The sequence below is a fragment of the Microbispora sp. H10670 genome (assembly GCF_014161385.1).
GTDB lineage: Bacteria > Actinomycetota > Actinomycetes > Streptosporangiales > Streptosporangiaceae > Microbispora > Microbispora triticiradicis.
The window spans coordinates 649725-675873 of record NZ_JABBWW010000001.1 but is presented as its reverse complement, the minus strand read 5'-3'; the positions used below and the strand labels follow the sequence as shown (position 1 = coordinate 675873).

Genomic DNA, 26149 nt, shown 5'->3' with positions numbered 1-26149 from the left:
CCGGTCCCGGTTTTCTGGGAGCCGGGGGCGGCTCAGGAGGTCAGCGTCGCCGACTCGGTGAGGGCGATGAGGATGTGCTCCATGCACGCGTGACCCGCCCGCTCCGCCGCGGTGGCGTCACCGGCGACGATCGCGCGGACGATGGCGTCGTGGGGGATGTAGTTCTGCTCCAGCGAGCCGCCGGCAGCGGCGATGCTCGCTCGGAGCGCCGCCGAGAAGTCGACGTACAGGTCGATCAGCACCGTGTTGTGCGTGGCTTCGACGACCGCGACGTGGAAGGCGAGGTCGGACTCGACGAACGCCTCCGCGTCGCCGTCCGCCCACGCCTTCTCCCGCGCGGCCAGCGCGGCCTCGATGGACGCGATGTCCTGGTCGGTGCGCCGCGTCGCGGCGAGCCGGGCCGCCTCGACCTCCAGGGCACGACGCACCTCGAGGATCTCCAGCTGCTCGGCCGCCCGCAGCCGCCGGGCCATCGCGCCCGAGAGCTCACTTGTGGCCCGAACATACGTGCCGTCGCCCTGGCGGCACTCCAGCAGCCCGGCGTGCGTCAGTGCCCGCACCGCTTCGCGGACGGTGTTCCGGCCGACTCCGAGATGCTCGGCGAGCACGGTCTCGGTGGGAATCTTGGCATGCATCTGCCAGGAGCCGGAGGTGATCTGCTCCTTGAGTTGGTCGATCACCTGGTCCACGAGAGACGCCCGCTGCGCCGTCCGCAGGCTCACAGTCAGCCTCCTTTGGGTAGCCAATCATCCGATGATGGAATGAGTGGTCGACCCTAATTATTCCAGAGCTTCCGGAACAAATCCGGAGCTCCAGGGAGGCTACCGAGCGAGCGCCGCCGCGGTGGTGGAGCCCGGTATGTTGACGCGGATCCCCACGGCTTCCAGGGCTCTACGATATGCCTCCGTCTGCTGGTTGAGAGCACCGGCCTGACCCCACAGGTCGCCGAGCGTCCGCCAGGCCCGGGCGGTGTCCCGGTCCGGCGTCTCGCCGCCCAGCAGGTCATGGGCCCGGGTGAGCGCGGGCGCCGGGTCTTCGGACCGTGCCAAAGCGATCTCGGCGAGCACCATGTTCGCGGTGGCCGCCGTGGTCCCCTGGGCGTCGCCCAGCCGAACCAGTGCCTCGTCGGCGAGTTCGAGTGCGGATTCCGTGTCTCCCGTCCGCAGCCGTACCGAACTCAGCACCACGAGACCCCTCGCGTGCTCCCGTCGCTCGGCCGGGAATCGGGCGAAAACCCCCACGGCGGACGCCGCCAGCTTGTTGGCTCGATCCAAATCCGCACCTTCGGGATCCGCCGCTGTGATCCGGGCCCAGTGCATCGCGATGCGGGCGCACCGGAGGGCGATCCGGGCCGGACGGCCGGCCGCGAGGGCGTCCTCGGCGAGCTGCACGGCCAGCGCCGAGTCCTCGCCTTCGCCCGCCGTCACGCTCGCCTGCCACAACGCGAGGATCTCTCCGCTGCGGTCGGCGGCCTGCGGCAGTCCCGCGCTGTCCAGCACCCGCTCGACGTACGGCAGGCCGGTCTCGGCCTCCACGAGCGCCAGCGCGAGCTCGACGGCGAGGTCGCCCTCGATCACGCCGAGCCGGTCGACCTGGCCGAGCGCGTGGGCGCCGAGGTCGCGGGCGCGCAACCTGTCGCCGGCCCGCTGGTAGCAGCGGCACAGCGCGACGGTCAGCGGGAGGTCGGCGAGGCGCTCGGGATGCGCGGTGGCCTCACGGCGCAGCCGCTCGTACGCCTCGACGGCCCGGCCGACGCGGCCCTGGGCCTCCAGCGCCCGCGCCACGCCGAGCCGCGCGTGCGCGGCCAGCATCGCGTTGTCCTCGCCCGCCGCCTTGGCGATCTCGCCGAAGCGGTCGGCGGCCACGGCGGGGTCGCCGTGGTACAGCTCAAGCTCGGCGTGCCGGAGGCCGAGCTCGGTGTCGATGCGCTGCCGAGGCTCTATCCCGTGAAGCAGGAACTCGGTGGTGCAACCGAGACGCTCGGCGAGCAGCCGGGCGACGACCGGCGTTGGCGTCCGCTTTCCGGACTCGATGAGTGAGACATAACTGTCGGATAGGTCGGGTCCGGCCAACTGGGCCTGCGACATTCGCCTGCTCAACCGCAGTCCGCGGACGCGGTCACCGATGGTTCCCTGACTCGGCATCTGATCTCTCAGGGCGGGGGAAGGGTCAATAGTGTCGCCATAATGGCACGAAGCGACCGATTCGTGTAACCCTCCGTCAAGAATCACGACGGTGAAGGTTCGATCACGGTGTCGAGATAACGGACGGCCGAGGCCGTCAGTCGTCGTCCCCGTCCTTGCCGGGGAAGATCATCTGACAGACCTCTAGATACAGGGTCTCCGGATACGGGATGTGGGGAACGGTGCGGAAGGCCTGATCCTGGCCGGCCGACTCCAGTACGAACTCGCCGTAGCCGAGCATGCGGCCGAGGAGCGAGCGCTGGAAGCTCATGTCGGTGACCTTGCCCAGGGGCATCATCGCGACCTTGCGCGTGATGAGGCCGGTGGTGAGAAGCATGCGCTGGGAGGTGACGACGAAGTAGTCGACCGACCACTCCGCCACCTTCCATACGAAGCGGACGAGCAGCAGCAGCCAGGCCCACCAGACGATGGCCAGGGCCTGCGCGGCGCCGCCGTCGCTCAGGAACTTGCTGAGAACTCCGGCGAGGATGAGCCCTCCGAAGATCTCGGCGACGGGGCGCAGGAGCACGGCAGGGTGCCGCCGCACCATGATGACCTGTTGTTCGTGGGGGAGGAGGTAACGGTTGACCGACGACGGGGCGGAGTCCCCGTGGGTCACAAGTCTCATGTCAGGGAGGCGAAGAACTGCGCCATCGAGTCGGCCGCGTTGATCATTCCGTTGAGGGCTCCGTGGACCGTGTGGGCCGCGTCAGTCGGCCTCGTGAGCAAGTAGAAGGCCACCACGACAATGACCGTCCACTTGAGGATCTTCTTCCCCTGCACCGCCGTCACCACTCCCATGACCAATACATTACCCAGTCACCCCGTTTGGTAAAGCGGCGAACCGCGAACGGGATCAGTGATCGTGACGGTGTCAGCCCCGCCCCTCGGCGGCGGTCGCGAGCACCCGCAGGTGTTTGCGGGCGATCCGCTCCACGAGCCCGGCGGGCGCGTGGCCGATGACCTCGACGGCGCCGTGGTGGGCGGCCTGCACGCACCGGGTCACCGTCGCGGGGGGATGCACTCCCGCGAACTCGTCCCTGAGCAGGGCTTCGAGCTGCTCGTAGTGCTCGCCGCCCGGATGCTGGCTCAATCGCTCTCCCTGTGGCGCCCCGCTCGCGTGAGCGCGAGGTGACGTCGTCATCACACTGCGTACCCTAGCGGGAGCGGAGCGTAACCAGGGAGAGAAGGGCTGCGGAGCGTGCGGAAGGAGAGGGAAATCAGACCACGCCGTATAGGCGGTCGCCGGCGTCGCCGAGGCCGGGCACGATGTAGCCGTTCTCGTTGAGCCGCTCGTCGAGCGCGGCGGTCACCACCCTGATGGGCCGGTCGCCGCCCTGGAACGCCTCGTCCAGGTACGCGATGCCCTCGGGGGCGGCGAGCAGGCAGATCGCGGTGACGTCCCGCGCGCCGCGGGCGAACAGGAACTCGATCGCCGCGGCGAGCGTGCCGCCGGTCGCCAGCATCGGGTCCAGCACGTAGCACTGGCGCCCGGAGAGGTCCTCGGGCAACCGGGTGGCGTACGTCTGGGCCTTGAGCGTGGACTCGTCGCGGATCATCCCGAGGAAGCCGACCTCGGCGGTCGGCAGCAGCCGGGTCATCCCGTCGAGCATCCCCAGCCCGGCCCGCAGGATGGGCACGACGAGAGGCACGGGACGGGCGAGCCGTACGCCATGGGCGGGGGCGAGCGGCGTGTCGACCGTGACGTCGGTCACCCGTACGTCGCGGGTCGCCTCGTAGGCGAGGAGCGTGACCAGTTCGTCGGCCAGGCGGCGGAACGTCGGCGAGTCGGTCCGCACGTCGCGCAGCGTCGTGAGCTTGTGGGCGACGAGCGGGTGGTCGACGACGAGGGTCTGCATGGGAACAAAAGTTACCGTCTCCGGCCTCGTGCCTCAGCGCCGCCTGACTCTTTGATCACGATTTGGCGTGAGCACCGTACGGCGGGAGCCCGATTCTGCGACGATTCCGTGCGTGAGGACCGTGCGGTGGGGAAGACGATGACAGACGTGGACACTCTTGACTTCGCCATCGTTGTGTATCGGGAAGAGGACCGCTGGGAGGCCGAGATGCTTCCGGTGGCCCTCACCTCCGACCTGGACGGGCTCATTCATGCGCTGCGGCAGACGCCGAGCATGGGGACCACGATTGGCATGGTCGCCGTAGGGGATGACTTCTTCGTGGCGTTGCGGGTCTTCGGCGAGCAGGTCGACGTCTTCCTCTCGGATGTCACGGCCGCCTGGGAGTGGCCGCTGGCGCAGCAGGCCCTCGAGTACCTCGAGGTGCCGGTGCCCGAGGAGGAGGAGCTCGACAGCGTCCTTCCGGCCGGCGACCTGTCCATCTTCGCCGACCTCGGGCTCGACGAGATGGAGCTGGGCGCCCTGTCCGGCGACCTCGACCTGCTGCCCGACGAGGTGCTGTCGAGCATCGCCGCGCGGCTGGGCTTCTCCCAGCCCTTCGAACGCGCCGTCGACGCCGCCATCGGCTGACCTGGGGAGACGGCATGCCCTCCAGATCCAATCTCTTCTCCGCCGGTTTCGCCCGCATCGACGGCCGCTGGGCCGGCGCCGAGGTCGACCTCGGCGAGGCCGAGATCGCCGACGACCTGGGCGACGCCCTGCAGGAGGCGCTCGGGCTCAACGGCGACGAGCTGGCCCTGCTCTGCGTGGAGGTCGAGGACGAGTGGTTCGCGATCATCCGCTATGAGGATGATCTCGATCCGCGCGTGTTCATCTCGGACGCGCACGCGGCGCAGCACGACCCGCTCGGGGAGATCTTCGCCGAGCTCGCCGGTGTGGTGGTGGACAAGGACACCCCCGATCTCGGCATCCGCCCGGTGGGCGACCTCGAACTGCTCGCCGACTTCTCGCTGAGCGCGGAGGAACTGCTGGAGCTCAGCATGGAGGAGGGCGTGCTGCCCGCCGACATCCTCTCCCTCATCGCCGAACGGCTCGGGTTCGCCGACGAGCTCGAACGCCTGCGGTGACCGGCTCGCCGCCGGGGCCGTACGAGGCCGCCATGCGGCTGGCGCTGGCGGAGGCCGTACGGGCGGGTGAGCGCGGGGAGGTGCCGGTCGGCGCCGTGCTGCTCGGCCCCGAGGCGGCCGGTGGTTCAGAGGCCGGTGATCCGGAACTCGGTCGCGTGCTCGCGGTGGCGGGCAACGACCGCGAGGCGAGCGGCGACCCGACCGCGCACGCCGAGGTGCTCGCCCTCCGGGCCGCCGCGGCCGCCCGGGGCGACTGGCGGCTGACCGGCTGCACCCTGGTCGTCACGCTGGAGCCCTGCACGATGTGCGCCGGCGCCGCCGTCCTCGCCCGGGTCGACCGGGTCGTGTACGGCGCGGTGGACGAGAAGGCGGGCGCCGCCGGCTCCCTGTGGGACGTCCTGCGGGACCGCAGGCTCAACCACCGGCCCGAGGTCGTCATGGGCGTGCTGGCCGACGAGTGCGCGGTGGTGCTGAGCGGGTTCTTCTCCGGCCGCCGCGCCTGATCGCTGGGTGCGCGCCGGAAACGGGTGCGCGGGCAGTGGTGTTCGTCCGGTAAGCTGCTGCGCGGTGGAGTCGCCTAGTGGCCGAGGGCGCACGCCTCGAAAGCGTGTGTAGGGCAACCTACCGTGGGTTCAAATCCCACCTCCACCGCCACTGTCCTAGGACATGGAAAGAGCCGCCGACCTGGTCGTCCAGGTCGGCGGCTCTTCTCGTATGCCGGTCCGGCGTCAGTCCTGCAGCTCCAGCACGCGGGCGTGCAGCACGGAGCGCTGGTGCAGCGCGGAGCGCAGCGCGCGGTGCAGGCCGTCCTCCAGGTACAGCTCGCCCTGCCACTGCACCACGTGCGGGAACAGGTCGCCGTAGAAGGTCGAGTCCTTGCTGAGCAACGAGTGCAGGTCCAGCACCGCCTTCGTGGTGATCAGCGTGTCGAGCCGGACCTGCCGGGGCGGGATCCGGGCCCACTCTCGGGAGGACAGTCCGTGTTCCGGGTAGGGCCGTCCGTCGCCGACCAACTTAAAGATCACGCTATGTAGTTTAGGAGACGGGGCAAACGGCCGGTGTCCGGAGCCGCCGCACGCCGTCCGGCGGCCCTCACATCGACCTCAGATGCTTCCGGAGAAGGTGTCGCAGCGTCCGGGGTCGCCCGACCCGTAGCCGTTCTTGAACCACTTGGTCCGCTGGGCCGACGTGCCGTGGGTGAACGCGTCCGGGTTGACCCGGCCCTGCGCCTGCTCCTGGATGTGGTCGTCGCCGACCGCCGCGGCGGCGTCGATCGCCTCCTTGATGTCGGCGTCGGTGAACTCCGAGGCGTAGAAGCCCGTGCTCACCGCGTTCTTCGCCCAGACGCCCGCGTAGCAGTCCGCCTGGAGTTCGAGCCGTACGGAGCCGCTCTCCGCGCCCTGCTCCTGGCCGACCTTGTTCATCGTGCCGAGCAGGTCCTGCACGTGGTGGCCGTACTCGTGGGCGATCACGTACGCCTGCGCGAACGGGCCGCCCTTGGCCCCGAACCGCGACTGCAGTTCGTCGAAGAACGACAGGTCCAGATAGACATGCTTGTCGTTCGGGCAGTAGAAGGGGCCGACGGAGGAGTCGGCCGCGCCGCACCCGGTCTGCACCCCACCCGAGAACAGCGTGGTCTTCGCTTTGGTGTAGCCCTGGACCTGGTCGCCCCAGTACTTCTGGATGCTGTTGACCACGCCCACGACGCGGCACTTCTCCGACTGGTCGGCGTCGGCGCCGCTCTTGCACTGGGCGCTCAGGTCACTGCTCGGCTGCACCCCGGTGGGCTCGTCTCCGCCGCCCGTGATGTTCCCGGGGTTGATGCCGAAGATCAGGGCCACGATGAGGGCGATGATGCCGGCGGCGCCGCCGCCGACGGCCAGGCCGCCGCCCCGGAATCCGCCACCTCCGCCGACGTCCTCGACCTGCGAGGTGTCGAGTTGCGCTCGATCATCGAAATCCATCTGCGACGCTCCCGATGGCGTTGCCGTCACTCATTGCCGCGTTGCTTGCCAGGCCTACTGCCCCGCATGTGAGTGATCATGCCTTACCCCGGGCGGGTTAGGATGCGCGCGTGCCTCGCAGCGCCGCACACCGGCTGGTGCCGCCGATGCCGGGCGGGCTCGGCTGGCTCGGCCCGCTGGCCGTGGCCGCGTTCGGGGGGTTCCTCCGGTTCGATCGTCTTGACGTCCCGCACGCCTTCGTCTTCGACGAGCTGTACTACGCCAAGGACGCCTACTCGCTGATCACGTACGGGGTCGAGCGGCAGTTCGCCGAAGGCGCGGAGCAGACGATCCTGCGCGGCGGCCGGGACGTCTTCCGCGTCTGCGCGCGGCCGGAGGACTGCGCCGCCTACGTCGCGCATCCCCCACTGGGCAAGTGGCTCATCGGCGCGGGGGAGTGGCTGTTCGGCCTGACGCCCTTCGGATGGCGCTTCGCCGCCGCGCTCGCCGGGACCCTGAGCGTGCTGGTCCTGGCGCGGGTCGCCCGCCGGATGACCCGTTCGACGCTGCTCGGCTGCCTCGCGGGCCTGCTGCTGGCGCTGGACGGCCTGCACCTCGTGCTGTCGCGGTCCGCGCTGCTCGACGTCTTCCTCATGTTCTGGGTGCTCGCGGGCTTCGCCTGCCTGGTCGCCGACCGAGACGCCGCCCGCGCCCGCCTGACGGAGTGGCACCGCACCTCGGCCCTGGAGGGGGCCGGCCCCCGGCTCGGCCCCCGGCCCTGGCGGCTGGCCGCCGGGCTGTGCCTCGGGGCGGCGACGGCCACGAAGTGGACCGGCGTGCTCTTCGTCGTGGCGTTCGCGGTCATGGCGTTCGCCTGGGACCGGGGCGCCAGGCGGGCGGTCGGCCTGCGTCGCCCCGGACGGCAGGCGGTCCGCCTCGACCTGCCGCTCGTCCTCGCATGGCTCTGCGCCGTCCCCGCCGTCGCGTACGTCGCGTCGTTCGCCGGGTGGCTGGCCTCGGCCGGCGGCTACGGCCGCAACTGGGACCGCGCGAGCGCGAACGGCTGGGCCTACTTCGTCGTCGACTCGCTGCGGTCCCTGATCGACTACCAGAGTCAGGTGCTGGGCTTCCACCAGGGACTGCGCGCCCACCACGACTACCAGTCGGACCCCTGGGGCTGGCCGCTGCTGGCACGCCCGGTCCTCTTCTACTACCGCTCGTCCGCCGGCGCCTGCGGGGCGCGCTCCTGCAGCCAGGCGATCCTCGGGACCGGCACCCCGGTCGTCTGGTACGCCGGACTGCTCGCGCTGCTCGCGATGGTGGTGTGGCACCTGACGACGCGCGACTGGCGGGCGGGGGCCGCGGTGCTCGGCTACGCCGCGGGCTGGCTGCCGTGGTGCTACTTCGCGCTGGCCGACCAGCGCACGACGTTCCTGTTCTACCTGCTGCCCGCGCTGCCGTTCCTGATCCTCGCGATCGTGCTCGCCTGCGGGCTCGTCCTCGGGCCTCCGGGCGCCTCGGCCGTGCGGCGCTCCACGGGCGCGGCGCTGGTGGGCGCGTTCGCCCTGCTGGCCCTGGCCGACTTCTGGTGGCTGTCCCCGGTCCTCACCGCGGTCCCCGTGCCGTACGACGCCTGGCTGAGCCGCATGCTGCTGCCCGGGTGGGTCTAGGCGGCTCCTACCGGCGGCGGAAGAGCCGGTCGGTCCACTCCCGCACCCGCGTGGCGATCGCCGGCAGCAGCGTGATGTGGTCCGCGCCCTCCACCGGCACGAACGTGACGTCGGTGCCCGCCGCGCGGAGCTGTTCGGCGGTGAGCCGGCTGAGCGCGATCGGGATGACGTCGTCGGTGCCGTGGACGACGTAGACCGGCCGCGGATAGCGCGACACCGGGATCTCGTCGTCGGCCAGCGACCGGGCGAACACCGCGTTGGCTCCGGCCGGGTCCTTGAGCACGTCGCCGTTGGTGAGCCCGGCGACCGCCGCGATCATGTCGCCGATGCAGGCCCGCCCGGCCAGGTCGACCAGCTCCATCCCCTTCGGGGTGAACCAGTCCGCCGCCCGGAAGCCGGGCGTCGTCAGCGGCATCGTCCGGCCGTTGTAGGGGACGGTGTGGTTGACGGGACGCGCGGGGTCGGAGAACGCGGGGTCCTTCGTCTGCAGCCCCCACTGGGTGATCGGGGCCATCGCGATCGTGCCCCTGTGCCGCAGCGAAGGCGCGTACGAGGCGGTGAGGGCGGCGGCGAACAGGGCCGCGTGCCCGCCCATCGAGTAGCCGACCGACGCCCAGTCCCGCCCGACGGGAGCCACGCGCCGGGCGGCGCGGACGATGTCGATCACGTTGTACGCCTCGGACCTCCCGTCGATGCCCGGGCTGTCCCCGGGGGTGCCGAGCCCCTCGTAGTCGGTGACGGCCACGGCGTACCCCGCGGCGAGCAGCGTCTCCTGCACCGCGCGCTCCCAGGGGCTCGGGCCGGTGTGAGAGGGGGCGCAGGCGTCGGCGATGCCGCCGAAGCCGTGCCCGAAGCTCACCACCGGCCAGCCGCCCGCCGGAGGACGTCCGGACGGCTCAGCGGACGTGGACGACGGAAGCGGCAGGGCCCGGACGCGCGAAAGGCCCGGTTGGATGGACCGGGCCTTTCGCGTTCTTGCTGCTCAACCAAGCGCGGAGGATAGGAGATTCGAACTCCTGAGGGGTTGCCCCCAACACGCTTTCCAAGCGTGCGCCCTAGGCCAACTAGGCGAATCCTCCGTCGGACAGCTTAGCTCACTTCGGGTGTGGTTTCGACGGTGATGGCGAGGTGTGGTCAAGCGTCCCGCGCACCCCCGCCTAGTGGCTAGACTGTCCAGCGGACCCCTCGCGCGGCGTCATCCTGTGAACCTCCCCAGGGCCGGAAGGCAGCAAGGATAAGCGGGCTCTGGCGGGTGTGCGAGGGGTCTCTCAGTTAGCGGGTACGCCGGCCGGGTCGACCCCCCGAGGAGGCGGCATGAGTCTTGCGCTGTACCGCAAGTACAGGCCCGGGACGTTCGCCGAGGTCAAGGGGCAGGAACACGTCACCGACCCGCTGCGCCAGGCGTTGCGCAGCGGCCGGATCCACCACGCCTATCTCTTCAGCGGTCCGCGCGGCTGCGGCAAGACCTCCAGCGCCCGCATCCTCGCCCGCTCCCTGAACTGCGAGAAGGGCCCGACGCCGGACCCCTGCGGGGAGTGCGAGTCCTGCGTGGCGCTGGCGCCCACCGGGCCCGGCCACCTCGACGTGATCGAGATCGACGCGGCGTCCCACGGCGGCGTGGACGACGCACGTGACCTGCGCGAGCGGGCGTTCTTCGCCCCCGTCTCGGCGAGATACAAGATCTACATCATCGACGAGGCCCACATGGTCACCCGTGAGGGCTTCAACGCGCTGCTGAAGCTGGTGGAGGAGCCGCCGCCGCACCTCAAGTTCGTCTTCGCCACCACGGAGCCGGAGAAGGTCATCGGGACGATCAAGTCCCGCACCCATCACTACCCGTTCCGGCTGATGCCGCCCGCGACGCTGCGCCGGCTCATGGAGGAGATCCTCGAATCCGAGTCGGTGCCGTACGAGCCGGCCGCGTTACCGCTTGTCGTCCGGGCGGGCGCCGGGTCGGCCCGCGACACGCTGTCGATCCTCGACCAGCTTCTCGCGGGCGCGGACGAGGCCGGCATCACCTACCCGCGGGCCGTGTCCCTGCTCGGCTACACCGACGGCGACCTGCTGGACGAGGTGGTCGACGCGTTCGCCAAGAGGGACGGCGCGGCCGTGTTCCACGCGGTGCACCGGGTGATCGAGGGCGGCCACGACCCCCGCCGCTTCGCCACCGACCTGCTCGAACGCTTCCGCGACCTGGTGATCCTCTCGAACGTCCCCGAGGCCGCGGGCAGCGGCCTGCTCGACCGGCCGGCCGACGAGCTGGAGCGCCTCCAGGCGCAGGCGGCGTCCATGGGTCCCGCCGAGCTGACCCGGGCGGCGGAGGTCTTCAACGCCGGGCTGACCGAGATGCGCGGCGCCACCTCTCCCCGCCTGCTGCTGGAACTCGTGTGCGCCCGCGTGCTGCTCCCGGGGGCCGACCAGGGTGAGGCCGCGCTGCTGACCCGGCTCGAACGGCTGGAGCGCGGCGTCGTGGCCGGGACACACGTCGTCGCCGCCGCCCCGCCACCGGCCGCGCCTTCTACGGCACCGCCGGCGGCTCCACCCGTCGCCCCACCGGCCGCGCCTCCTGCGGCGCCCCCCGCGGAGAGCGCGCCGGCTCCGGCCGCGCGGCCCCCGGCGGCCGCCCCGGCGAGGACCGGCGACGCCGACGACTGGCCCACGCCCGTACGGCCCGGGTCCGGGGCCGCTCCGCCGCCCGCGCAGGCCCAGGCGCCCGCGACGGGCGCCGGCCAGGGAGTGGTTCAGAGCGGTGGGCCGGTGCACCAGGCGTGGCCGCGGGTGCTGGAGGCGATCAGGAACCGGCAGAAGGTGGCCTGGATCATCCTCAACGCCCAGGGCAGGCTGCTCGGCGTCGAGGGCAACGTGGTGACCATCGGCTTCGAGAAGCCGGGCGACGTGCAGGGCTTCCTCAAGGGCAAGCGCGACGAGCTGGTGGCCGCCGCCCTCGGCGAGGTGCTCGGCGGCGTCTGGCGCGTCGAGGTGGTCGTCGGCGGCTCGGGCCCGGGCCCGTCCGGCTCCGCCGCGCGCGGCCCGTCCGGCCCGCCCGCACCCGCGGCGCCGCCCGCGCCGGTCGCGCCCACAGGGTCGTCACCGGCCACGGTGCCCACCTCGCCCGGCGCGCCCGCGGCGTCCGCGCCGTCAACGCCGGCGTCCGCCGCACCGGCCGCCCCGCCCGCCGTGAGCAACGGGGCGGGAAGCGGTGGGGCGGGTCCCAGTGGGACGACCGACGAGACCTGGCCGGACGCGCCGTCGGACGACTTCGACAGCCCGTCGCCCGGTCCGCCGTCGGGGGCGTCGTCCGCGTTCGCCACCGCGCGGCCGGCCGGGCGGCCCGCCGCGCCGGCGGGATCACGCCAGGCCTGGCCGGAGACGGTGCCGGGCCGTGGCGACGCGGGCGCGGACGTGAGCGAGCTGACCGGCATGGCCCTGATCCAGCGCGAGCTCGGCGGCCGGATCATCGAGGAGATCGACCACTCCTGAACGCCTCACCCGCGCGGGAGACGGACGCCGCATGGACGGAGACTGGTGGGGTAACCGGTGTCCGTCCGCCGACGGCCCCGGGTGGAACACGCGTACCGGCTCCGGTGCGGAAACGGGGACGGACGCCGTAGGCTCGTCGCGACGAACACGTCGCTGGACGCTGAGGAGCGCACCATCGTGAATCCAGGAGATGTCAATCTCCAGCAGTTGCTGGAGCAGGCTCAGCTGATGCAGCAGCAGCTCGTCACCGCGCAGCAGGAGCTCAGCGACGCCGAGGTCGACGGGACCGCCGGCGGCGGGCTCGTCCGCGCCACCGTGAACGGCAGCGGCGAGCTGCTGGAACTCGAGATCAGCCCGGTCGCCATCGACACGAGCGACCCGGAGGAGACCGCGCAGACGATCGCGGACCTGGTCCTCGCCGCCGTGCGGGACGCCGTACGCGCCGCGGCCGAGCTGCAGCAGGAGAAGCTGGGCCCGCTCGCGCAGGGTCTGGGGGGCGGTTTCGGCGGCGGTCAGCTGCCGGGGTTCTAGAGCATGTACGAAGGGGTCGTCCAGAATCTGATCGACGAGCTCGGGCTGCTGCCCGGCGTCGGTCCCAAGAGCGCGCAGCGGATCGCGTTCCACCTCCTCGCCGCCGACCCGGCCGACGTCAAGCGGCTGGCGCACGCGCTGCTGGAGGTCAAGGAGAAGGTGCGCTTCTGCCGGGTTTGCGGCAACGTCGCAGCGGAAGAGGAATGCCGCATCTGCCGCGACCAGCGGCGTGACCCGCAGGTGATCTGCGTGGTCGAGGAACCGAAGGACGTGGTGGCGATCGAGAGGACCCGCGAGTTCCGCGGCCGCTACCACGTGCTCGGAGGAGCGATCAGCCCGATCGACGGTGTCGGGCCGGACGACCTGAAGATTCGCGAGTTGATGGTCCGGCTGGCCGACGGCCAGATCACCGAGCTGATCCTCGCTACCGACCCGAACCTCGAAGGTGAGGCGACGGCCACCTATCTGGCCCGGCTCGTCAAGCCTCTGGGGCTGAAGGTGACCCGACTTGCCAGCGGCCTGCCTGTGGGCGGTGATCTCGAGTACGCCGACGAGGTCACCTTGGGCCGCGCTTTCGAAGGACGGAGGCTGCTGGATGTCTGACGAGTGGAACGACCTGGCCGCACGCGTCGCCGGACACGCGCAGAACTACATCGACGGCCTGACCCGCCTGGCCGGCGGCGAGGGCGGCGACGCGACGCTGCCGCTGCTTCTGGTGGAGGTGGCCCAGGTCAGCCTCGCGGGCACCCAGCTGGGGGCCGCGCAGGACGTGATCCTGCAGGGGAACGTCGAGCCCGTGCTGAGCGAGGACCCCGACATCGACCCCCTCCGCACGGCGCTGGCCGCCCGGCTCGGGCCGGTGGACGACTACGCCGAGGTCTTCGACCCCTACAAGGACGACGCGGTCACGCCGTACCGGCTGTCCGACGACCTCGCGGCTGTGGCGGCCGACCTGATCCACGGGCTGCGGCACTACGGCGCGGGCCGTCCCCTGGAGGCGCTGTGGTGGTGGCAGTTCTCCTACTTCAACACCTGGGGCAACCACGCCGGCGCGGCGCTGCGGGCCCTGCAGTCGCTCGTCGCGCACGCCCGCCTCGACGTGGTCGAAGAGGGCACCACCGTCTGATCGCCGTCTGATCGTGGTCTGACCGTCCACATACTGGTCGCGTACGGTGGGCGTTTGGGACGCACAAGTACACTGTGAGCTCCACGTCCTGATTCGTTGGAGATTCCAGTGGCGCTCGTTGTGCAAAAGTACGGTGGTTCCTCCGTAGCCGACGCGTCCTGCATCAAGCGGGTCGCCCAGCGGATCGTGGCGACGAAAAAAGCGGGCAACGACGTCGTGGTCGTGGTCTCCGCGATGGGCGACACCACCGACGAGCTGCTCGACCTGGCCCGGCAGGTGTCGCCGCTGCCGCCCGGCCGCGAGCTCGACATGCTGCTCACCTCGGGTGAGCGGATCTCGATGGCGCTGCTCGCGATGGCGATCGCCAACCTCGGCCACGAGGCGCGCAGCTTCACCGGTTCGCAGGCCGGCGTGATCACCGACTCGACGCACGGCAAGGCGCGCATCATCGACGTCACGCCGAGCCGAATCAGGGAGGCGGTCGACGCCGGTCAGATCGCGATCGTGGCCGGGTTCCAGGGCGTCTCCCAGGACAGCAAGGACATCACGACTCTGGGCCGGGGCGGCTCCGACACCACGGCCGTCGCTCTCGCGGCGGCGCTCGGCGCGGACGTCTGCGAGATCTACACCGACGTGGACGGCATCTACACCGCCGATCCCCGCATCGTCCGCTCGGCACGGCAGATCCCGCGGATCTCCTACGACGAGGCCATGGAGATGGCGGCGTGCGGGGCGAAGATCCTGCACCTGCGCTGCGTGGAGTACGCCCGCAGGTTCGGCCTGCCCATCCACGTCAGAAGCTCGTTCAGCACGAGGGAAGGCACCTGGGTCGTCTCCGACCCCTACAGCGAAGGGACCGAAGTGGAGCAGCCCATCATCTCCGGGGTCGCGCACGACCGGAGCGAGGCCAAGATCACTGTGGTCGGGGTGCCCGACAAGGTCGGCGAGGCCGCCGCCATCTTCCGCACGCTGGCGGACGCGGAGATCAACATCGACATGATCGTGCAGAACGTGTCGGCCGCCGCGACCGGGCGTACGGACATCTCCTTCACGCTGCCGGTGAACGACAGCCAGACGGCCCTCACCGCGCTGAAGAAGATCCAGAGCCAGGTCGCGTTCGAGTCGCTGCTGTACGACGACCAGATCGGCAAGGTGTCGCTCGTCGGCGCGGGCATGCGCTCGCACCCGGGCGTCACCGCCACGTTCTTCGGCGCGCTGGCCGACGCCGGAGTGAACATCGAGATGATCTCGACCTCGGAGATCCGAATCTCCGTCGTCGTGGGGCAGAACGAGGTGGACACCGCGGTCGCCGCCGCCCACCGCGCGTTCGACCTCGACTCCGACCAGGTCGAGGCCGTTGTGTATGGAGGTACCGGACGATGAGCCGCAAGCCCGTTTTGGCCGTAGTCGGCGCGACCGGCGCCGTCGGCACGGTCATGCTCGACATCCTGACCAACCGCCGCGACCTGTCCGACGCGTACGGCGAGATCCGGCTCATCGCCTCCCCGCGTTCGGCGGGCAAGGTGCTGAGCGTGCGCGGCGAGGACGTCGTGGTCCAGGCGTTGTCGCCGGAGGCCTTCGACGGCGTCGACATCGCGATGTTCGACGTGCCGGACGAGGTGTCCGCCGAGTGGGCGCCGATCGCCGCCGAGCGCGGCGCGGTGGCCGTGGACAACTCCGGCGCCTTCCGGATGGACCCGGACGTGCCGCTCGTGGTGCCCGAGTGCAACCCCGAGCAGGCCCGCAACCGGCCCAAGGGGATCATCTCCAACCCCAACTGCACGACGCTGTCGATGATGGCCGCGATGGGCGCGCTGCACCGCGAGTACCGCCTGCGTGAGCTGGTCGTCGCCTCCTACCAGGCCGTCTCCGGCGCCGGGGTGGCCGGCCCCGAGCGGTTGTACGCCGAGATCGAGGCCGTCGCGGGCGACCGGACGATGGGCACGGCCGCCGGTGACGTGCGCAAGACCGTGCCCGACCTGGCCGACTCGCCGTTCCCCGCCCCGCTGGCGCTCAACGTGGTGCCGCTGGCGGGCTCGATCAGGGGCGGCGGCTGGACGTCGGAGGAGCTGAAGGTCCGCAACGAGTCTCGCAAGATCCTCGGCATCCCGGACCTGCGGGTCTCCGCGACCTGCGTGCGCGTCCCCGTGGTGACCACCCACTCGCTCGCCGTCCACGCGACGTTCGAGCGGGAGGTGACCGTCGAGGGCGCCCGGGAGATCCTGGACGCGGCGCCGACCGTCGTGGTGCTCGACGACCCGGCCAACGGCGTGTTCCCCACTCCGGCGGACGTCGTGGGCACCGACCCGACCTACGTCGGCCGGATCCGCCAGGCGCTCGACTTCCCCAACACGCTCGACCTGTTCGTGTGTGGCGACAACCTCCGCAAGGGCGCCGCGCTGAACACCGCCGAGATCGCCGCGCTCGTCGCCACCGAGTTCGCCTGAGTTCTGCTGAGTTCTCCTGACCCCCGCTCCCTGCCCGGCCGCGCCGTACAGTGACGATCGTGGCCGAGAAGACACGGGAGCTCATCGTCGAGACGGCCCTCCGGCTGTTCCGGGAGCGGGGGTACGAGGCGACCACGATGCGTGCCATCGCCGCGGAGGCGGGCGTGTCGGTGGGCAACGCCTACTACTACTTCACGTCCAAGGAACAGCTGGTCCAGGCGTACTACGACCGGGCGCAGGCGTCGCACGAGGCGGCCTGCCGCGAGGTGTTCGCCGCAGAGAGGTCCTTCGCCGGACGGCTCGGCGGCGTGCTGCGGGAGTGGGTGCGGATCTCCGAGCCGTACCACGAGTTCGCGGTGAAGTTCTTCAAGCACGCCGCCGAGCCCAGCAATCCGCTCAGCCCGTTCAGCGCCGAGTCGGCGCCCGCGCGGGAGTCCGCCATCGCGCTCTACCGGGAGGTCGTCGACGGGGCGGCCGGCCGGATGGACGACGAGCTGCGCGAGGAGCTGCCCGAGCTGCTGTGGATGCTGTGGATGGGCGTCGTGCTGTTCTGGGTGCACGACGCCTCGCCCGGCTGCGCGCGCACCCACCGTCTGATCGACCGGCTCGTCCCGCTCGTCGACCGGCTGGTCGCCCTGTCGCACCTGCCCGGCATCAAGGGTGTGGCCAGGGAGGTCATCGAGGTGGTGCACGAGCTGCGGGCGTGACAGGAACCGGGCGGGCGCGGCCGTACGTTAACGGGAGGACAGGGCGGGCAGTGTCGTCCTCAGCCGGTGCTCGCACCGGTGTCCCCCGGGAGGTGTCCTCATGGTGAAGGCAGGACGTGCGGCGGCCACCTGGCGCGCCTACCGCGAGGTGTCCCGGCCGGGCTCGCCCGGCGTGGGCTCGCGCCTCAAGGCCGTGCCCCGGATGATCCGCGCCGCCGTCAAGGGTGAGTATCACGGCCTGACGAAGGGCAAGCTGGCCATGCTCGGCATGGCCGTGGCGTACATCGTGTCCCCCATCGACGTGGTCCCCGACTTCCTCCTGGGCATCGGGATCGTCGACGACTTCGGCGTCCTGCTGTGGCTGGCGACCGCGCTGCTCGGCGAGAGCGGGCAGTTCGTCGAGTGGGAGAACGGCGCCCGGCCGGCGCACGCGCAGGCGCACACGCACACAGGGCGGACGCGGCGTTAGAGCTGTTCCATCCGCAGCCAGGCCCGTGACGGCAGGGGATGGCCGAACAGCCGGGCGGCGTTGCCGTACGAGACCCGGGCGATGTCGGCCGGGGGCAGGCTGCCGAGGTTGCGGGCCACCGTGCGCTGGGTGTCCGGCCAGGTCGACTCGGCGCGCGGATAGCCGGTCTCCAGCAGGACGTGCTCCATGCCGACGGCCAGCCGCACCGAACTGAGCGCGCTGTCGTCGAGGGTGCCGAAGAAGAAGTTGCGCCTGAGCACCTCGCTGGGCTTCAGGCCGCCCTCCCACGCCGGCTCGCCCGCGACCGGGTGGTCGAGCGCGTAGTCGGCCCGCTCGGCCAGCATGGGCAGCCAGCCCACGCCGCCCTCCACGATGAGGACGCGCAGCTTGGGGTAGCGCAGCGCGACCCCGGACCAGAGCCAGTCGGCGCAGGCGAACATCGCGCTGGCCGGGATCAGCGTGGTGATCGCCTCCACCGGGGTGTCGGGCGAGGGCACCGGCGCCCAGGAGGACGCCCCGGTGTGCAGGCAGACGACCGTCCCGGTCTCCTCGCACGCGGCGAAGAACGGGTCCCAGTGGCGGCTGTGGATGGACGGCAGCCGCAGCCGGGTGGGGAACTCGGGGAACACGACGGCCTTGAAGCCGCGGGCGGCGTTCTCCCTGATCTCCTTGGCCGCGACCTCGGGGTCGGGCAGCCAGGGGAGCTGGAGCGCGATCATGCGCTCGGGGTAGCTGCCCGCCCACACGTCGACGTGCCAGTCGTTCCACGCCCGCACCAGTGCGAGCCCGAGGTCCCGGTCACGGGTGCGGCCGAAGGCCACGCCCGCCTGGCTCGCCAGCATCCCGGGGAAGCAGAGGGCCGCCCAGATCCCGGCACGGTCCATGTCGCCGATGCGGGCCTCGATGTCATGGCAGCCCGGCCGCATGTCGTCGAAGCGTACGGGGTCGAGGGTCCACTGCTCCTTGGGCAGGCCCGCGCCCACGTCGACCCCGGCGCAGGGATAGGTGGCGCCGCCGTACCGCCACACCTGGTGACCCGCGTCGGTCTCCACGACCTTGGGCGCGAGGTCCTTGTACTTCTCCGGGAGACGGCCCTCGAAGAGGTCGGCCGGCTCGATCAGATGATCGTCGACCGAAATGATCACGTAGTCCCGCCGCCTCGGCTCTGGGTCGGGATGCAGCGGCGTCGTCACGAGAGTAAACGGTAAAGCCAAGGGATAACACGGTACAAGCTGCAAGGTCTCCGGTTGGTATCCGTTCGCTCACCTTGCGGTGTCCCGGTCACTGGGTGTGATCACGACGCGTGGCGCGTCCTCGGGGACGGCGTCCCCGGCCTCCCGCAGATCGCGGGCCTCCCGGCGGACCAGCAGGACCCAGCCGCCCACCGCGATCCCGATGAACAACCACCACTGCACGGCGTACGCCAGGTTGAGCCCGCCGCCGGCGCCCACGTCCGGCGGCGGCAGGAGTTCGGGGGAGGAGCCAGCCGGCGGCCGCTGCTCGGTCAGCTCGACGAAGCCGCCGTAGACCGGGTACGGCAGGCCTCCGGCGACCGCGGGCGTGTCGATCAGCAGGATCTGGCCGGGCGGCAGTCCGGCGCGGACCCTGATCCCGCTGTTCTCCCGCGTCTCGGCCGGGCGCAGCCGCCCGGTGACCGTCACCTCTCCGGCGGGCGGCGCGGGCACCCGCGGCGGCGCGTCCGCGGTCGCGCCCGCCGGGACCCACCCCCGGTTCACCAGCACGGCGCCACCGGGGGTGACGAGCGGGGTGACCACGTAGAACCCGACGCGGGAGTGGAGGGTGCGCCGGCGCACCACGAGTTCGTGCGCGGGGTCGTACCGCCCGGTCGCGGTGACGAGGCGATGCCCGTCCTTCTCGGGTACGGCCCCGCCGGGCCGGTCGAGCCGGTCGATCGGCACGGGCGCGGCGGCGAGGTTGGCGGTGATCCTGGTGCTTCTGGCCGAGTTCTCCTCGAACCGCCCCCACTGCCACTTCCCCAGGAAGAAGAAGGCGGGGATCAGCGCGAGCACGAGCAGGTGCAGGCCGACCCAGCGGCGTGAGAGGAGGAACCGGTACACGTGACCAGCCTAGGCAGCCCCACGGGTGGTCCGTATTTCAGGCACGGGATATCAGGCACGCGATATCAGGCACGGGTCAGGCCGAGCCGGGCGCCGGGACCGGGGCGGGGGGTCGCCTCCCGTGGGCCGCCGACCTCGTGGCCGTCGGTGCACAGCAGGCGCAGCGCGACCGCCGCGCCGCAGTCGCGGTGGGTCACCACGACCGGCGGCCCCGCGGAGTCGGCCAGGTAGCGGTCGCCCCAGTGCATCAGGGCGATCATGATCGGGTAGAGGTCGAGCCCCTTCTGGGTGAGCCGGTACTCGTCGCGCTGGCGCTGGCCGGGCTCCCGGTAGGGCACCTTGCGGAGCAGCCCCTCGTCCACGAGGCGGGACAGCCGGGCGCTGAGCACCTGCCGCGGCGCACCCGTACGCGCCTGGAGATCGGCGAACCGCCGGACGCCGTTGAACGCCTCCCGCAGCACCAGGAGCGTCCACTTCTCGCCGAGCACGGCGAGGGTTCGCTCGATGGAGCAGTTGTCCACCCGATAACGCCGCATGTCACGCATCGTATGCACAAACCCCTTCCGCTCTGTCACAATTGAACGAAGCCACCCCCGCGTTTGCAGAACAAGGTTCTGTTGGTTCACCATTGACTTTGTGAACAACGTGAGAAGCGGGCGGGACGGCAGGGCCAGGATCATCGAGGGGGCCCTGCGCAGGTTCAGCCAGAGCGGCGTGTCCGCCACCACGCTCGCCAGTCTCCGTCAGGAGAGCGGCGTCAGCGTCGGCAGCTTCTATCACCACTTCACCAGCAAGGAGCACGTCTACGGGGTGCTCTACGCCGAGATCCTGGAGGCGTACCAGGACGCCTTCGTCGACGAGCTCATCCGCCACGAGGATGCCCGCGGCGGGATCGAGGCCATCGTCGCCCTGCACATGGCGTGGTGCGGCGAGCACCCGGAACGCGCCCGCCTGCTGATCAGCGAGCGCCCGCCCCGCCGCAACGAGCCCGGCGGCCCGGAGGTCGCCGAGTCGCGGCGCGACTTCTTCCGCCAGGTCGCCGACTGGTGGCGGCCGCACGTGAAGAACGGCGAGCTCCGGGCGGTCCCCGCCACCATGTGCTACGTGCTGTGGCTCGGCCCGGCGCAGGAGATGTGCCGCCTGTGGTTCAGCGGCGCCCACCAGCCCACCGCGGAGGAGATCCGCGGGCTGGGCGAGGCCGCCTGGCACAGTCTCAAGACGCCGTAGCGCCCACGCCGGGGGACGGCAGCTCCCGGCTGAGCACCCGCCACACCCGGCCGTCGAGACAGATCTCCAGCCGCAGCTCGTAGCGGTGGCGCCGCAGCCCCGGCACCGGGACGCGGTCCTGTACGTCGAACCGCCTGCCGCGGGCGTACCCGAAGCCCAGCTCTCCCGGGAAGACGCGGATCTCGTCCCGGTTGCCGCAGCGGGGACAGGTCCACATGACGACGTCCCTGGCCCGGTTGTAGTCGTGGCAGGCGTCGAAGTACTCGTCGGGGCGCAGGCGGCAGTCGCACGCCAGACAGGGCAGCAGCATCGGGGTCCTCGGTCGGGGGGTTCCCCATATGAATAAGGCCTGCTGCTTGAGTTTCACTTATCAACGGCTTACCGCCGAAGTCCGCGTGCCGTCCGGCGGCGCCGCGATACATTCGATCTGTGGACGCCCCTTCTGACCTGGTCCGACGGCTTCGCGACAGATTCGTGGAGACCGGCTACTCGATCGACGGCGTACGTGAGCGGCTGGGCGACATGGCGGCCTCGGCCCTGGCCCGCGAGGAGATCGTGCCCGCGCTGCGCGCCACCAGGGACGCCGACCCCCTCGCCGCGCTGATCCGCCTGTGGTGGCTGGGTGTGCCGGTCAGCATGGCCGCCGCCGACCTGCCCCTCCAGGACCTCATCGAGACCGGCCTGCTGGTGCGGCTGGGCGACACCGTCCAGGCCACCGTGCATCTCCAGCCGTGGGACGCGGGGGCGGCCGGTCCGGCGTACGTGGTCTCCGACCGCAAGGTGCGGCCCGGGGACCCCTCCCTGCGCCCCGACCACGTCGTGGGGGCCGGCGGCGCGTCGGCGAACCTCGCCCAGCTCGGCTGGGCCGCCCCGGCCGGGCGGGTGCTCGACCTCGGCACCGGCTGCGGGGTGCAGGTGCTGCACCTCGCTCCCCGGGCCGGCCAGGTCGTCGCGACCGACGTGAACCGCCGCGCGTTGCGGCTCGCCCGCCTCAGCTGGGAGCTGTCCGGCGTGCACGGCGTCGAGGCGCGCGAGGGGTCGATGTACGACCCGGTGGACGGCGAGCGGTTCGACCTCGTGGTGTCCAACCCGCCGTTCGTCATCGCGCCGGAGGCCAGGTACACCTACCGGGAGACCGGGCGGCACGGTGACGACTTCTGCCGCGAACTCGTCCGGCGCACGCCCCGCCATCTCGCCCAGGGCGGGCACGCCCGCTTCCTCGCCAACTGGCTGCACGTCAAGGGCGAGGACTGGCAGGACAGGGTGGGCGGCTGGCTCACCGAGACCGGCTGCGACGGCTGGGCCGTGCAACGCGACGTGCAGGACCCCGCCGAGTACGTGGAACTGTGGCTGCGCGACTCCGCCGAGCACGGCACCTCGGCCTACCGGGAGCGCTACGACGAGTGGCTCGCGTGGTTCGAGTCGATGGACGTGACCGGCGTCGGCTTCGGCTGGATCGCCCTGCACGACTCCGGCTCGCTCAGCCCGCTGGTGCGGGTGGAGGAGCTGACGCAGCCGGTGGAGCCGCCGGCCGGCGCGCTGGTCGAGGAGGTCCTGCGGGCGGCCCGCGCCGCGCACGAACTGTCCGACGAGGACCTGCTGGACGCGCGCCTCCGGGTGGCCGACGGAGTCGTGGAGGAGCGCGTCGGCCCGCCCGGCGCCGACGACCCCTCCCGCATCGTGCTCCGGCAGACCCGGGGCGCACGCCGTACGGCCACCGTGGGGACGGTGGAGGCGGCGCTGGCAGGGGTGTGCGACGGAGATCTGCCCACGCGGCCGCTGCTCGCCGCGATCGCGGAACTCACCGGGGAGGACCCGGACGCCGTGCTCGGCCGGGCCCCCGCGGCGCTCCGCCCGCTGGTCGCCGAGGGCTTTCTGTCGGTCGCGAGCTCGGCTGCAAGCCCGCGTTGATCGAAAGTTGACCGCCCGGGGCGACTCTGGTCATGTGCGGGCTCCGGGGGGGGTTCGGAGCCCGCACCGAAGCCTGGCCGGTCGTTCATGTGAGGCGGCGAGCCGCCACGGGGCGCACCGGTAAGGACCGGGCCCCCTGCGCGCCCCAAGGCGGCGGGCGGCCGGCCGGGCCGATCTCCGCGGGGTACAGGTCTCCGGGACACGAGAAGGGGCGAGCGCGTGATCAACCACGTCCGGATGAGCCGGTTGGACGACGACCTACGAGTCGACCTGGGTCTGGGTCTGCTCGGCCAGGAGCGCGGCGATGTCGGCGGCCTCGGGCGAGCCGAGCCGGGTGTAGATCTCCAGCGCCTTGTCCAGGGCGTCCCCGCCCCGCGCGGCCTCTCCGACGCCCATGAGGGCCTTGCCGAGCGCGGCCAGTGACTGCGCCTCGCCGTAGGGGTGGGTGATCTCACGGCTGACCGTGAGGGCCTCCTCGGCGTGCCGGGCGGCCTCGGCGTATCTACCGGCGGCGATGAAGGTAGCGGCGAGCCGGTAGCACACCCGCTGCTCCCAGACCCGCTGGTTGCTCGCGCGGAAGAAGGCCAGGCACTCGGCGTGGTGGACGACGGCCTCGTTGAGCCGTCCGACGTGTGACAACACGTTGCCGAGGTGATAGCGCGCCCGGGCGGTCCCGGCGCCGCTGCCGATCTCGGAGAAGACCGCCAGCCCCCGCTCGGCCGCGGCGATGGCGTCGCCGGGCCGGCCGAGACCGAGGTGGTCGCGGGCCGAGTAGCACGACGCCAGCGCCTCGCCCGCGGGGTTGCCGACCTCACGGTAGATCGCCGTGGCCCGGTCGAACCAGTCGAGCGCCTCGGTGTGACGGCGCTGCCGTCCCGCGACCACCGCGAGCGCGTTGCACGTCTCGCCGAGCACGACGTGGTCGCCGGTCTCCTCGCCCAGGGCCCGGGCGGACAGGAAGTGCGACTCCGCCTCGGCCAGCCGGTTCGCGCCGAACAGCACCCGGCCGAGCATGTACCGGCAGCGCATCTCCGCGCGCTGCTCGCCCGCGTTCCGCGCGGCCGTCAGCAGCGCGGACACCCGCTGCTCGAACTCGCGCTGGCTGGTGCCCGACTCCAGCAGCGGCTCCAGCGCCAGCAGCAGGTCGGCCGCCGGGAGCAGGTCCTCTCCCGACCCGTACGCCCTGGCCACCGCCGCGAACAGGTTCTCGGCCTCCGCCGACAGCCACGCCACCGCCTCGTCGGCGGAGCCGAAGGAGTGGCCGCGCATGCCCAGGTCGACCAGGTTGTCGGCGACCGCGCTGCCCTCGTACGCGAGCCGGTGCGCCGCGCCCGCCGACGCCAGTGAGAAGCCCAGCAGTCGGCGCAGCGCGAGCGCCCGGGCCCCGGGCTCCTCGGCCGCCTCCGCCTGCCGCCGGGCGAACAGCTTGAGCAGGTCGTGGAACCGGTAGCGGCCCTGCGCGGGCGCCTCCAGCAGGCTGGCGTCCACCAGCGACTCCAGCACGTCCTCGGTCTCGGAGAGGGTGAGGTCGAGCAGCGCCGCCGCCGCGGAGAGCGAGATGTCCGAGCCCTCCGGCAGCGACAGCAGCCGGAACGCCCGGGCCTGCCGGGCGTCGAGCTGGCCGTACCCGAGGGCGAACGTGGCCGAGACCGCCAGGTTCCCGATCTTCATCTCGTCCAGGCGGCGGCGTTCGTCGGCGAGCCGGGTGACGAGCGAGGCCACCGTCCACGACGGGCGGGAGGCGAGCCTGGCGGCGACGATCCGCACGGCCAGCGGCAGGAAGCCGCAGGCGGCCACCACGTCCATCGCCGCCGCGCGTTCGGCCGCCACCCGCTCCGGCCCCGCGACCGCGGCCAGCAGCGACAGCGCCTCGTCGGGCTCCAGTACGTCGAGGTCGACGAGCCGCGCCGCGGGCACGTCGGCCAGCTTGCCCCGGCTGGTGATGATCGCGGCGCAGCCGGCCGAGCCGGGCAGCAGGTGCTCCACCTGGTCGGCGTCGCGGGCGTTGTCGAGCAGCACCAGCATCCTGCGGTCGGCGAGCAGCGACCGGAACAACGCCGAGCGCTCGGCCAGGCCGTCGGGGATCACGTCCATCGGGATGCCGAGCGCCCGCAGGAACGCGACCAGCGCGGTCTCCGGCGCGGTGGGCTCGACGCCGTACCCGCGCAGATCGGCGTAGAGCTGGCCGTCGGGAAACAGGTCCTCCGCGAGATGGGCCACGTGGACGGCTAGGGTCGTCTTGCCGACGCCGCCGATGCCCGACATCGCCGCGATCGGCACTCCCTCGGCCGTGCCGCCGGCCAGGCCCTCGCCGCGCAGCAGCGCGAGCAGCCGGTGCACCAGGCGCGTGCGCCCGGTGAAGTCGGTGATCGCCGCCGGAAGCTGCGCCGGTCGCGGCATCTCGACCATCGGGCCGTGACCCGGGCCGGTCTCCCCGTCCCCGTTCTCGTCCCAGGCGTCGTCGTGCTGCGACAGCCGTACGGGAGGGGACGCGGGGGCGAGCGAGGGATCGGCGGCGAGGATGCGCCGGTGCATCTCGCTCAGCTCGGCGCCCGGCTCGATGCCGAGCTCGTCCACGAGCGCCTGCCGGGTCTCGGTGAACACCGCCAACGCCTCGGCCTGCCTGCCGCACCGGTAGTAGGCCAGCATGAGCTGGACGCGGATCCGCTCGCGCAGCGGGTGCTCGGCGGCGAGCGCGACCAGTTCCGAGATGATCTCCGCGTGCCGGCCGAGCTCCAGGTCGACCTCCATGAGGGCCTCGACGGCCCCGATGCGGCGCTCGGCCAGCCGGTCGCGCTGGTGTTCGGCGTACGGCCCTACCGCGCCGGCGAGCGGCTCGCCCGACCAGAGCCCCAGGGCGCCGCGGAGCCGCCGGGCGGCCTGCTCCACCCGGCCCGCACGGCGGTCCGACTCGGCGGCGGCGCACTCCCGGTCGAAGACGGCGAGGTCGAACCGGGCGGGGCCGAGCCGCAGCGCGTACCCCCGGCCCACCGAGGTCAGCAGTTGCGGCGGCGTCCTGGGCGAGCGGCCAGGCTCAAGGACGGTGCGCAGGCGGGAGACGTAGGTGCGCAGCGCGCCCAGCGCACGCGGTGGGGCGTCCTCCCCCCAGACGCCGTCGATCATCTCGGTCGGCGAGACCGCGTGCCCCTCCCGCAGCAGCAACATCGCCAGAATGGAGCGTTGCAGGGGCGTGCCGAGATCGAGTTCGACACCGTCGCGCCACGCCAGGACGGGTCCCAGTACGGCGAAGCGCAGGTCGTCCGAGGTGGCGTGGTCAGGCATGTGGAACCTGTCTCCTGAACGGCAAGATTCGTGAGCAAATGATAGATCGTGCGGCGAGGCGCCCGTATAACGCTCCCGCCGATTTACCAGGGTTCAGCGTGCGTTCAGGTGC

At 71.8% G+C, this 26149-nt stretch carries 28 protein-coding genes, 2 tRNA genes and 1 other RNA gene; 16 read left to right on the top strand and 15 right to left on the bottom strand.

Annotated features, from left to right (window positions below):
* Positions 1-32: 32 nt before the first annotated feature.
* From HHX33_RS03250 to upp, 6 genes are all read right to left on the bottom strand, one after another.
* Positions 33-722 carry a FadR/GntR family transcriptional regulator gene (locus HHX33_RS03250; protein ID WP_117408393.1) on the bottom strand — a complete coding sequence of 230 codons (690 nt, stop codon included), beginning with the start codon at positions 720-722 and terminating at the stop codon, positions 33-35.
* Positions 723-821: 99 nt separating this feature from the next.
* A complete protein-coding gene (locus HHX33_RS03245) occupies positions 822-2099 on the bottom strand; it encodes a helix-turn-helix domain-containing protein (protein WP_259402029.1) in 1278 nt (425 codons plus the stop codon).
* A 181-nt stretch (positions 2100-2280) separates the two neighbouring features.
* Positions 2281-2811: a PH domain-containing protein gene (locus HHX33_RS03240; protein ID WP_117408391.1), complete on the bottom strand. Its 531-nt coding sequence runs from the start codon at positions 2809-2811 to the stop codon at positions 2281-2283.
* Positions 2808-2984: a hypothetical protein gene (locus HHX33_RS03235; RefSeq protein WP_165900791.1), complete on the bottom strand. Its 177-nt coding sequence runs from the start codon at positions 2982-2984 to the stop codon at positions 2808-2810. The genes HHX33_RS03240 and HHX33_RS03235 overlap by 4 nt, the downstream gene beginning before the upstream one ends.
* Positions 2985-3057: 73 nt before the next feature.
* Positions 3058-3276, bottom strand: coding sequence for a hypothetical protein (locus HHX33_RS03230; RefSeq protein WP_117408390.1), 219 nt, complete (start codon positions 3274-3276; stop codon positions 3058-3060).
* Positions 3277-3403: 127 nt separating this feature from the next.
* Positions 3404-4042, bottom strand: a complete 639-nt coding sequence (gene upp, locus HHX33_RS03225; protein ID WP_182873210.1) for a uracil phosphoribosyltransferase — start codon at positions 4040-4042, stop codon at positions 3404-3406.
* A 138-nt stretch (positions 4043-4180) separates the two neighbouring features.
* Here upp and HHX33_RS03220 point away from each other — a divergent pair, with 138 nt between their 5' ends.
* The 4 genes from HHX33_RS03220 (at position 4181) to HHX33_RS03205 (ending at position 5820) form a co-directional block, all read left to right on the top strand.
* Complete coding sequence (locus HHX33_RS03220; RefSeq protein WP_117408420.1) at positions 4181-4669, top strand: tRNA adenosine deaminase-associated protein; 489 nt, start codon at positions 4181-4183, stop codon at positions 4667-4669.
* Between the two features lie 14 nt (positions 4670-4683).
* A complete protein-coding gene (locus HHX33_RS03215; RefSeq protein ID WP_117408388.1) occupies positions 4684-5166 on the top strand; it encodes a tRNA adenosine deaminase-associated protein in 483 nt (160 codons plus the stop codon).
* A gap of 32 nt (positions 5167-5198) precedes the next feature.
* Positions 5199-5669, top strand: a complete 471-nt coding sequence (locus HHX33_RS03210; protein ID WP_182873338.1) for a nucleoside deaminase — start codon at positions 5199-5201, stop codon at positions 5667-5669.
* 63 nt (positions 5670-5732) lie between these two features.
* Positions 5733-5820, top strand: a tRNA-Ser gene (locus HHX33_RS03205).
* A gap of 74 nt (positions 5821-5894) precedes the next feature.
* Here the strand turns inward: HHX33_RS03205 and HHX33_RS03200 are convergent.
* Both HHX33_RS03200 and HHX33_RS03195 read right to left on the bottom strand, forming a co-directional pair.
* Positions 5895-6191, bottom strand: coding sequence for a type II toxin-antitoxin system VapB family antitoxin (locus HHX33_RS03200; RefSeq protein WP_182873208.1), 297 nt, complete (start codon positions 6189-6191; stop codon positions 5895-5897).
* 78 nt (positions 6192-6269) lie between these two features.
* A complete protein-coding gene (locus HHX33_RS03195) occupies positions 6270-7130 on the bottom strand; it encodes a neutral zinc metallopeptidase (protein ID WP_182873206.1) in 861 nt (286 codons plus the stop codon).
* Positions 7131-7240: 110 nt separating this feature from the next.
* Here HHX33_RS03195 and HHX33_RS03190 point away from each other — a divergent pair, with 110 nt between their 5' ends.
* Complete coding sequence (locus tag HHX33_RS03190; protein WP_310741188.1) at positions 7241-8779, top strand: dolichyl-phosphate-mannose--protein mannosyltransferase; 1539 nt, start codon at positions 7241-7243, stop codon at positions 8777-8779.
* A gap of 7 nt (positions 8780-8786) precedes the next feature.
* Here HHX33_RS03190 and HHX33_RS03185 read toward each other — a convergent pair whose 3' ends face one another.
* Positions 8787-9638 carry an alpha/beta fold hydrolase gene (locus tag HHX33_RS03185; protein ID WP_182873204.1) on the bottom strand — a complete coding sequence of 284 codons (852 nt, stop codon included), beginning with the start codon at positions 9636-9638 and terminating at the stop codon, positions 8787-8789.
* Between the two features lie 134 nt (positions 9639-9772).
* Positions 9773-9858, bottom strand: a tRNA-Ser gene (locus tag HHX33_RS03180).
* Between the two features lie 97 nt (positions 9859-9955).
* Between HHX33_RS03180 and ffs the strand changes: the two genes are divergently transcribed.
* The 9 genes from ffs to HHX33_RS03135 all read left to right on the top strand — a co-directional run bounded on the left by ffs (position 9956) and on the right by HHX33_RS03135 (position 17539).
* Positions 9956-10051, top strand: an RNA gene (gene ffs, locus HHX33_RS03175) — signal recognition particle sRNA small type.
* A gap of 42 nt (positions 10052-10093) precedes the next feature.
* Positions 10094-12259: a DNA polymerase III subunit gamma and tau gene (locus tag HHX33_RS03170; protein WP_182873203.1), complete on the top strand. Its 2166-nt coding sequence runs from the start codon at positions 10094-10096 to the stop codon at positions 12257-12259.
* A 177-nt stretch (positions 12260-12436) separates the two neighbouring features.
* Positions 12437-12790 carry a YbaB/EbfC family nucleoid-associated protein gene (locus tag HHX33_RS03165; protein ID WP_111697668.1) on the top strand — a complete coding sequence of 118 codons (354 nt, stop codon included), beginning with the start codon at positions 12437-12439 and terminating at the stop codon, positions 12788-12790.
* 3 nt (positions 12791-12793) lie between these two features.
* Complete coding sequence (gene recR, locus HHX33_RS03160) at positions 12794-13393, top strand: recombination mediator RecR (RefSeq protein ID WP_111697604.1); 600 nt, start codon at positions 12794-12796, stop codon at positions 13391-13393.
* Complete coding sequence (locus HHX33_RS03155; protein WP_111697605.1) at positions 13386-13916, top strand: DUF5063 domain-containing protein; 531 nt, start codon at positions 13386-13388, stop codon at positions 13914-13916. Before recR ends, HHX33_RS03155 begins: the two co-directional genes overlap by 8 nt.
* Before the next feature lie 108 nt (positions 13917-14024).
* Positions 14025-15299, top strand: a complete 1275-nt coding sequence (locus HHX33_RS03150; protein WP_111697606.1) for an aspartate kinase — start codon at positions 14025-14027, stop codon at positions 15297-15299.
* On the top strand, positions 15296-16363 hold the full coding sequence (locus HHX33_RS03145) for an aspartate-semialdehyde dehydrogenase (RefSeq protein WP_111697607.1): 1068 nt from the start codon (positions 15296-15298) through the stop codon (positions 16361-16363). Before HHX33_RS03150 ends, HHX33_RS03145 begins: the two co-directional genes overlap by 4 nt.
* Positions 16364-16422: 59 nt before the next feature.
* Positions 16423-17070 (top strand): TetR family transcriptional regulator, encoded by a 648-nt coding sequence (locus HHX33_RS03140; RefSeq protein WP_310741187.1) that lies wholly within the window; start codon positions 16423-16425, stop codon positions 17068-17070.
* Positions 17071-17170: 100 nt separating this feature from the next.
* Positions 17171-17539, top strand: a complete 369-nt coding sequence (locus tag HHX33_RS03135) for a YkvA family protein (RefSeq protein WP_182873199.1) — start codon at positions 17171-17173, stop codon at positions 17537-17539.
* Here HHX33_RS03135 and HHX33_RS03130 read toward each other — a convergent pair.
* The 3 genes from HHX33_RS03130 to HHX33_RS03120 all read right to left on the bottom strand — a co-directional run bounded on the left by HHX33_RS03130 (position 17536) and on the right by HHX33_RS03120 (position 20153).
* Positions 17536-18732 carry an amidohydrolase family protein gene (locus HHX33_RS03130; protein ID WP_182873198.1) on the bottom strand — a complete coding sequence of 399 codons (1197 nt, stop codon included), beginning with the start codon at positions 18730-18732 and terminating at the stop codon, positions 17536-17538. The genes HHX33_RS03135 and HHX33_RS03130 overlap by 4 nt on opposite strands.
* A gap of 69 nt (positions 18733-18801) precedes the next feature.
* Entirely contained in the window at positions 18802-19617 is an 816-nt protein-coding gene (locus tag HHX33_RS03125; protein WP_182873197.1) for an SURF1 family protein, read from the bottom strand.
* Positions 19618-19682: 65 nt separating this feature from the next.
* Positions 19683-20153 (bottom strand): winged helix-turn-helix transcriptional regulator, encoded by a 471-nt coding sequence (locus HHX33_RS03120; protein WP_220501393.1) that lies wholly within the window; start codon positions 20151-20153, stop codon positions 19683-19685.
* A 100-nt stretch (positions 20154-20253) separates the two neighbouring features.
* Here HHX33_RS03120 and HHX33_RS03115 point away from each other — a divergent pair, with 100 nt between their 5' ends.
* Positions 20254-20844, top strand: a complete 591-nt coding sequence (locus HHX33_RS03115; protein WP_111697613.1) for a TetR/AcrR family transcriptional regulator — start codon at positions 20254-20256, stop codon at positions 20842-20844.
* Here the strand turns inward: HHX33_RS03115 and HHX33_RS03110 are convergent.
* On the bottom strand, positions 20831-21154 hold the full coding sequence (locus tag HHX33_RS03110) for a hypothetical protein (protein WP_111697614.1): 324 nt from the start codon (positions 21152-21154) through the stop codon (positions 20831-20833). The genes HHX33_RS03115 and HHX33_RS03110 overlap by 14 nt on opposite strands.
* A 110-nt stretch (positions 21155-21264) precedes the next feature.
* On the opposite strand from HHX33_RS03110, the gene HHX33_RS03105 reads away from it, so the two are divergent.
* The gene (locus tag HHX33_RS03105; protein WP_396784051.1) at positions 21265-22755 is read left to right on the top strand and encodes a methyltransferase; all 1491 of its coding nucleotides are present in this window, start codon (positions 21265-21267) and stop codon (positions 22753-22755) included.
* Positions 22756-23013: 258 nt separating this feature from the next.
* Here HHX33_RS03105 and HHX33_RS03100 read toward each other — a convergent pair whose 3' ends face one another.
* Positions 23014-26037, bottom strand: a complete 3024-nt coding sequence (locus tag HHX33_RS03100; RefSeq protein WP_182873195.1) for an AfsR/SARP family transcriptional regulator — start codon at positions 26035-26037, stop codon at positions 23014-23016.
* Positions 26038-26149 lie beyond the last annotated feature (112 nt).

Excerpts from the sequence above, each read along its gene's own strand:
- HHX33_RS03240 (WP_117408391.1), bottom strand. The coding sequence starts at position 2,811 with ATGAGACTTGTGACCCACGGGGACTCCGCCCCGTCGTCGGTCAACCGT.
- HHX33_RS03235 (WP_165900791.1), bottom strand. The coding sequence starts at position 2,984 with ATGGGAGTGGTGACGGCGGTGCAGGGGAAGAAGATCCTCAAGTGGACG.
- upp (WP_182873210.1), bottom strand. The coding sequence starts at position 4,042 with ATGCAGACCCTCGTCGTCGACCACCCGCTCGTCGCCCACAAGCTCACG.
- HHX33_RS03220 (WP_117408420.1), top strand. The coding sequence starts at position 4,181 with ATGACAGACGTGGACACTCTTGACTTCGCCATCGTTGTGTATCGGGAA.
- HHX33_RS03215 (WP_117408388.1), top strand. The coding sequence starts at position 4,684 with ATGCCCTCCAGATCCAATCTCTTCTCCGCCGGTTTCGCCCGCATCGAC.
- HHX33_RS03210 (WP_182873338.1), top strand. The coding sequence starts at position 5,199 with ATGCGGCTGGCGCTGGCGGAGGCCGTACGGGCGGGTGAGCGCGGGGAG.
- HHX33_RS03195 (WP_182873206.1), bottom strand. The coding sequence starts at position 7,130 with ATGGATTTCGATGATCGAGCGCAACTCGACACCTCGCAGGTCGAGGAC.
- HHX33_RS03170 (WP_182873203.1), top strand. The coding sequence starts at position 10,094 with ATGAGTCTTGCGCTGTACCGCAAGTACAGGCCCGGGACGTTCGCCGAG.
- recR (WP_111697604.1), top strand. The coding sequence starts at position 12,794 with ATGTACGAAGGGGTCGTCCAGAATCTGATCGACGAGCTCGGGCTGCTG.
- HHX33_RS03155 (WP_111697605.1), top strand. The coding sequence starts at position 13,386 with ATGTCTGACGAGTGGAACGACCTGGCCGCACGCGTCGCCGGACACGCG.
- HHX33_RS03145 (WP_111697607.1), top strand. The coding sequence starts at position 15,296 with ATGAGCCGCAAGCCCGTTTTGGCCGTAGTCGGCGCGACCGGCGCCGTC.
- HHX33_RS03135 (WP_182873199.1), top strand. The coding sequence starts at position 17,171 with ATGGTGAAGGCAGGACGTGCGGCGGCCACCTGGCGCGCCTACCGCGAG.
- HHX33_RS03120 (WP_220501393.1), bottom strand. The coding sequence starts at position 20,153 with ATGCGGCGTTATCGGGTGGACAACTGCTCCATCGAGCGAACCCTCGCC.
- HHX33_RS03110 (WP_111697614.1), bottom strand. The coding sequence starts at position 21,154 with ATGCTGCTGCCCTGTCTGGCGTGCGACTGCCGCCTGCGCCCCGACGAG.
- HHX33_RS03100 (WP_182873195.1), bottom strand. The coding sequence starts at position 26,037 with ATGCCTGACCACGCCACCTCGGACGACCTGCGCTTCGCCGTACTGGGA.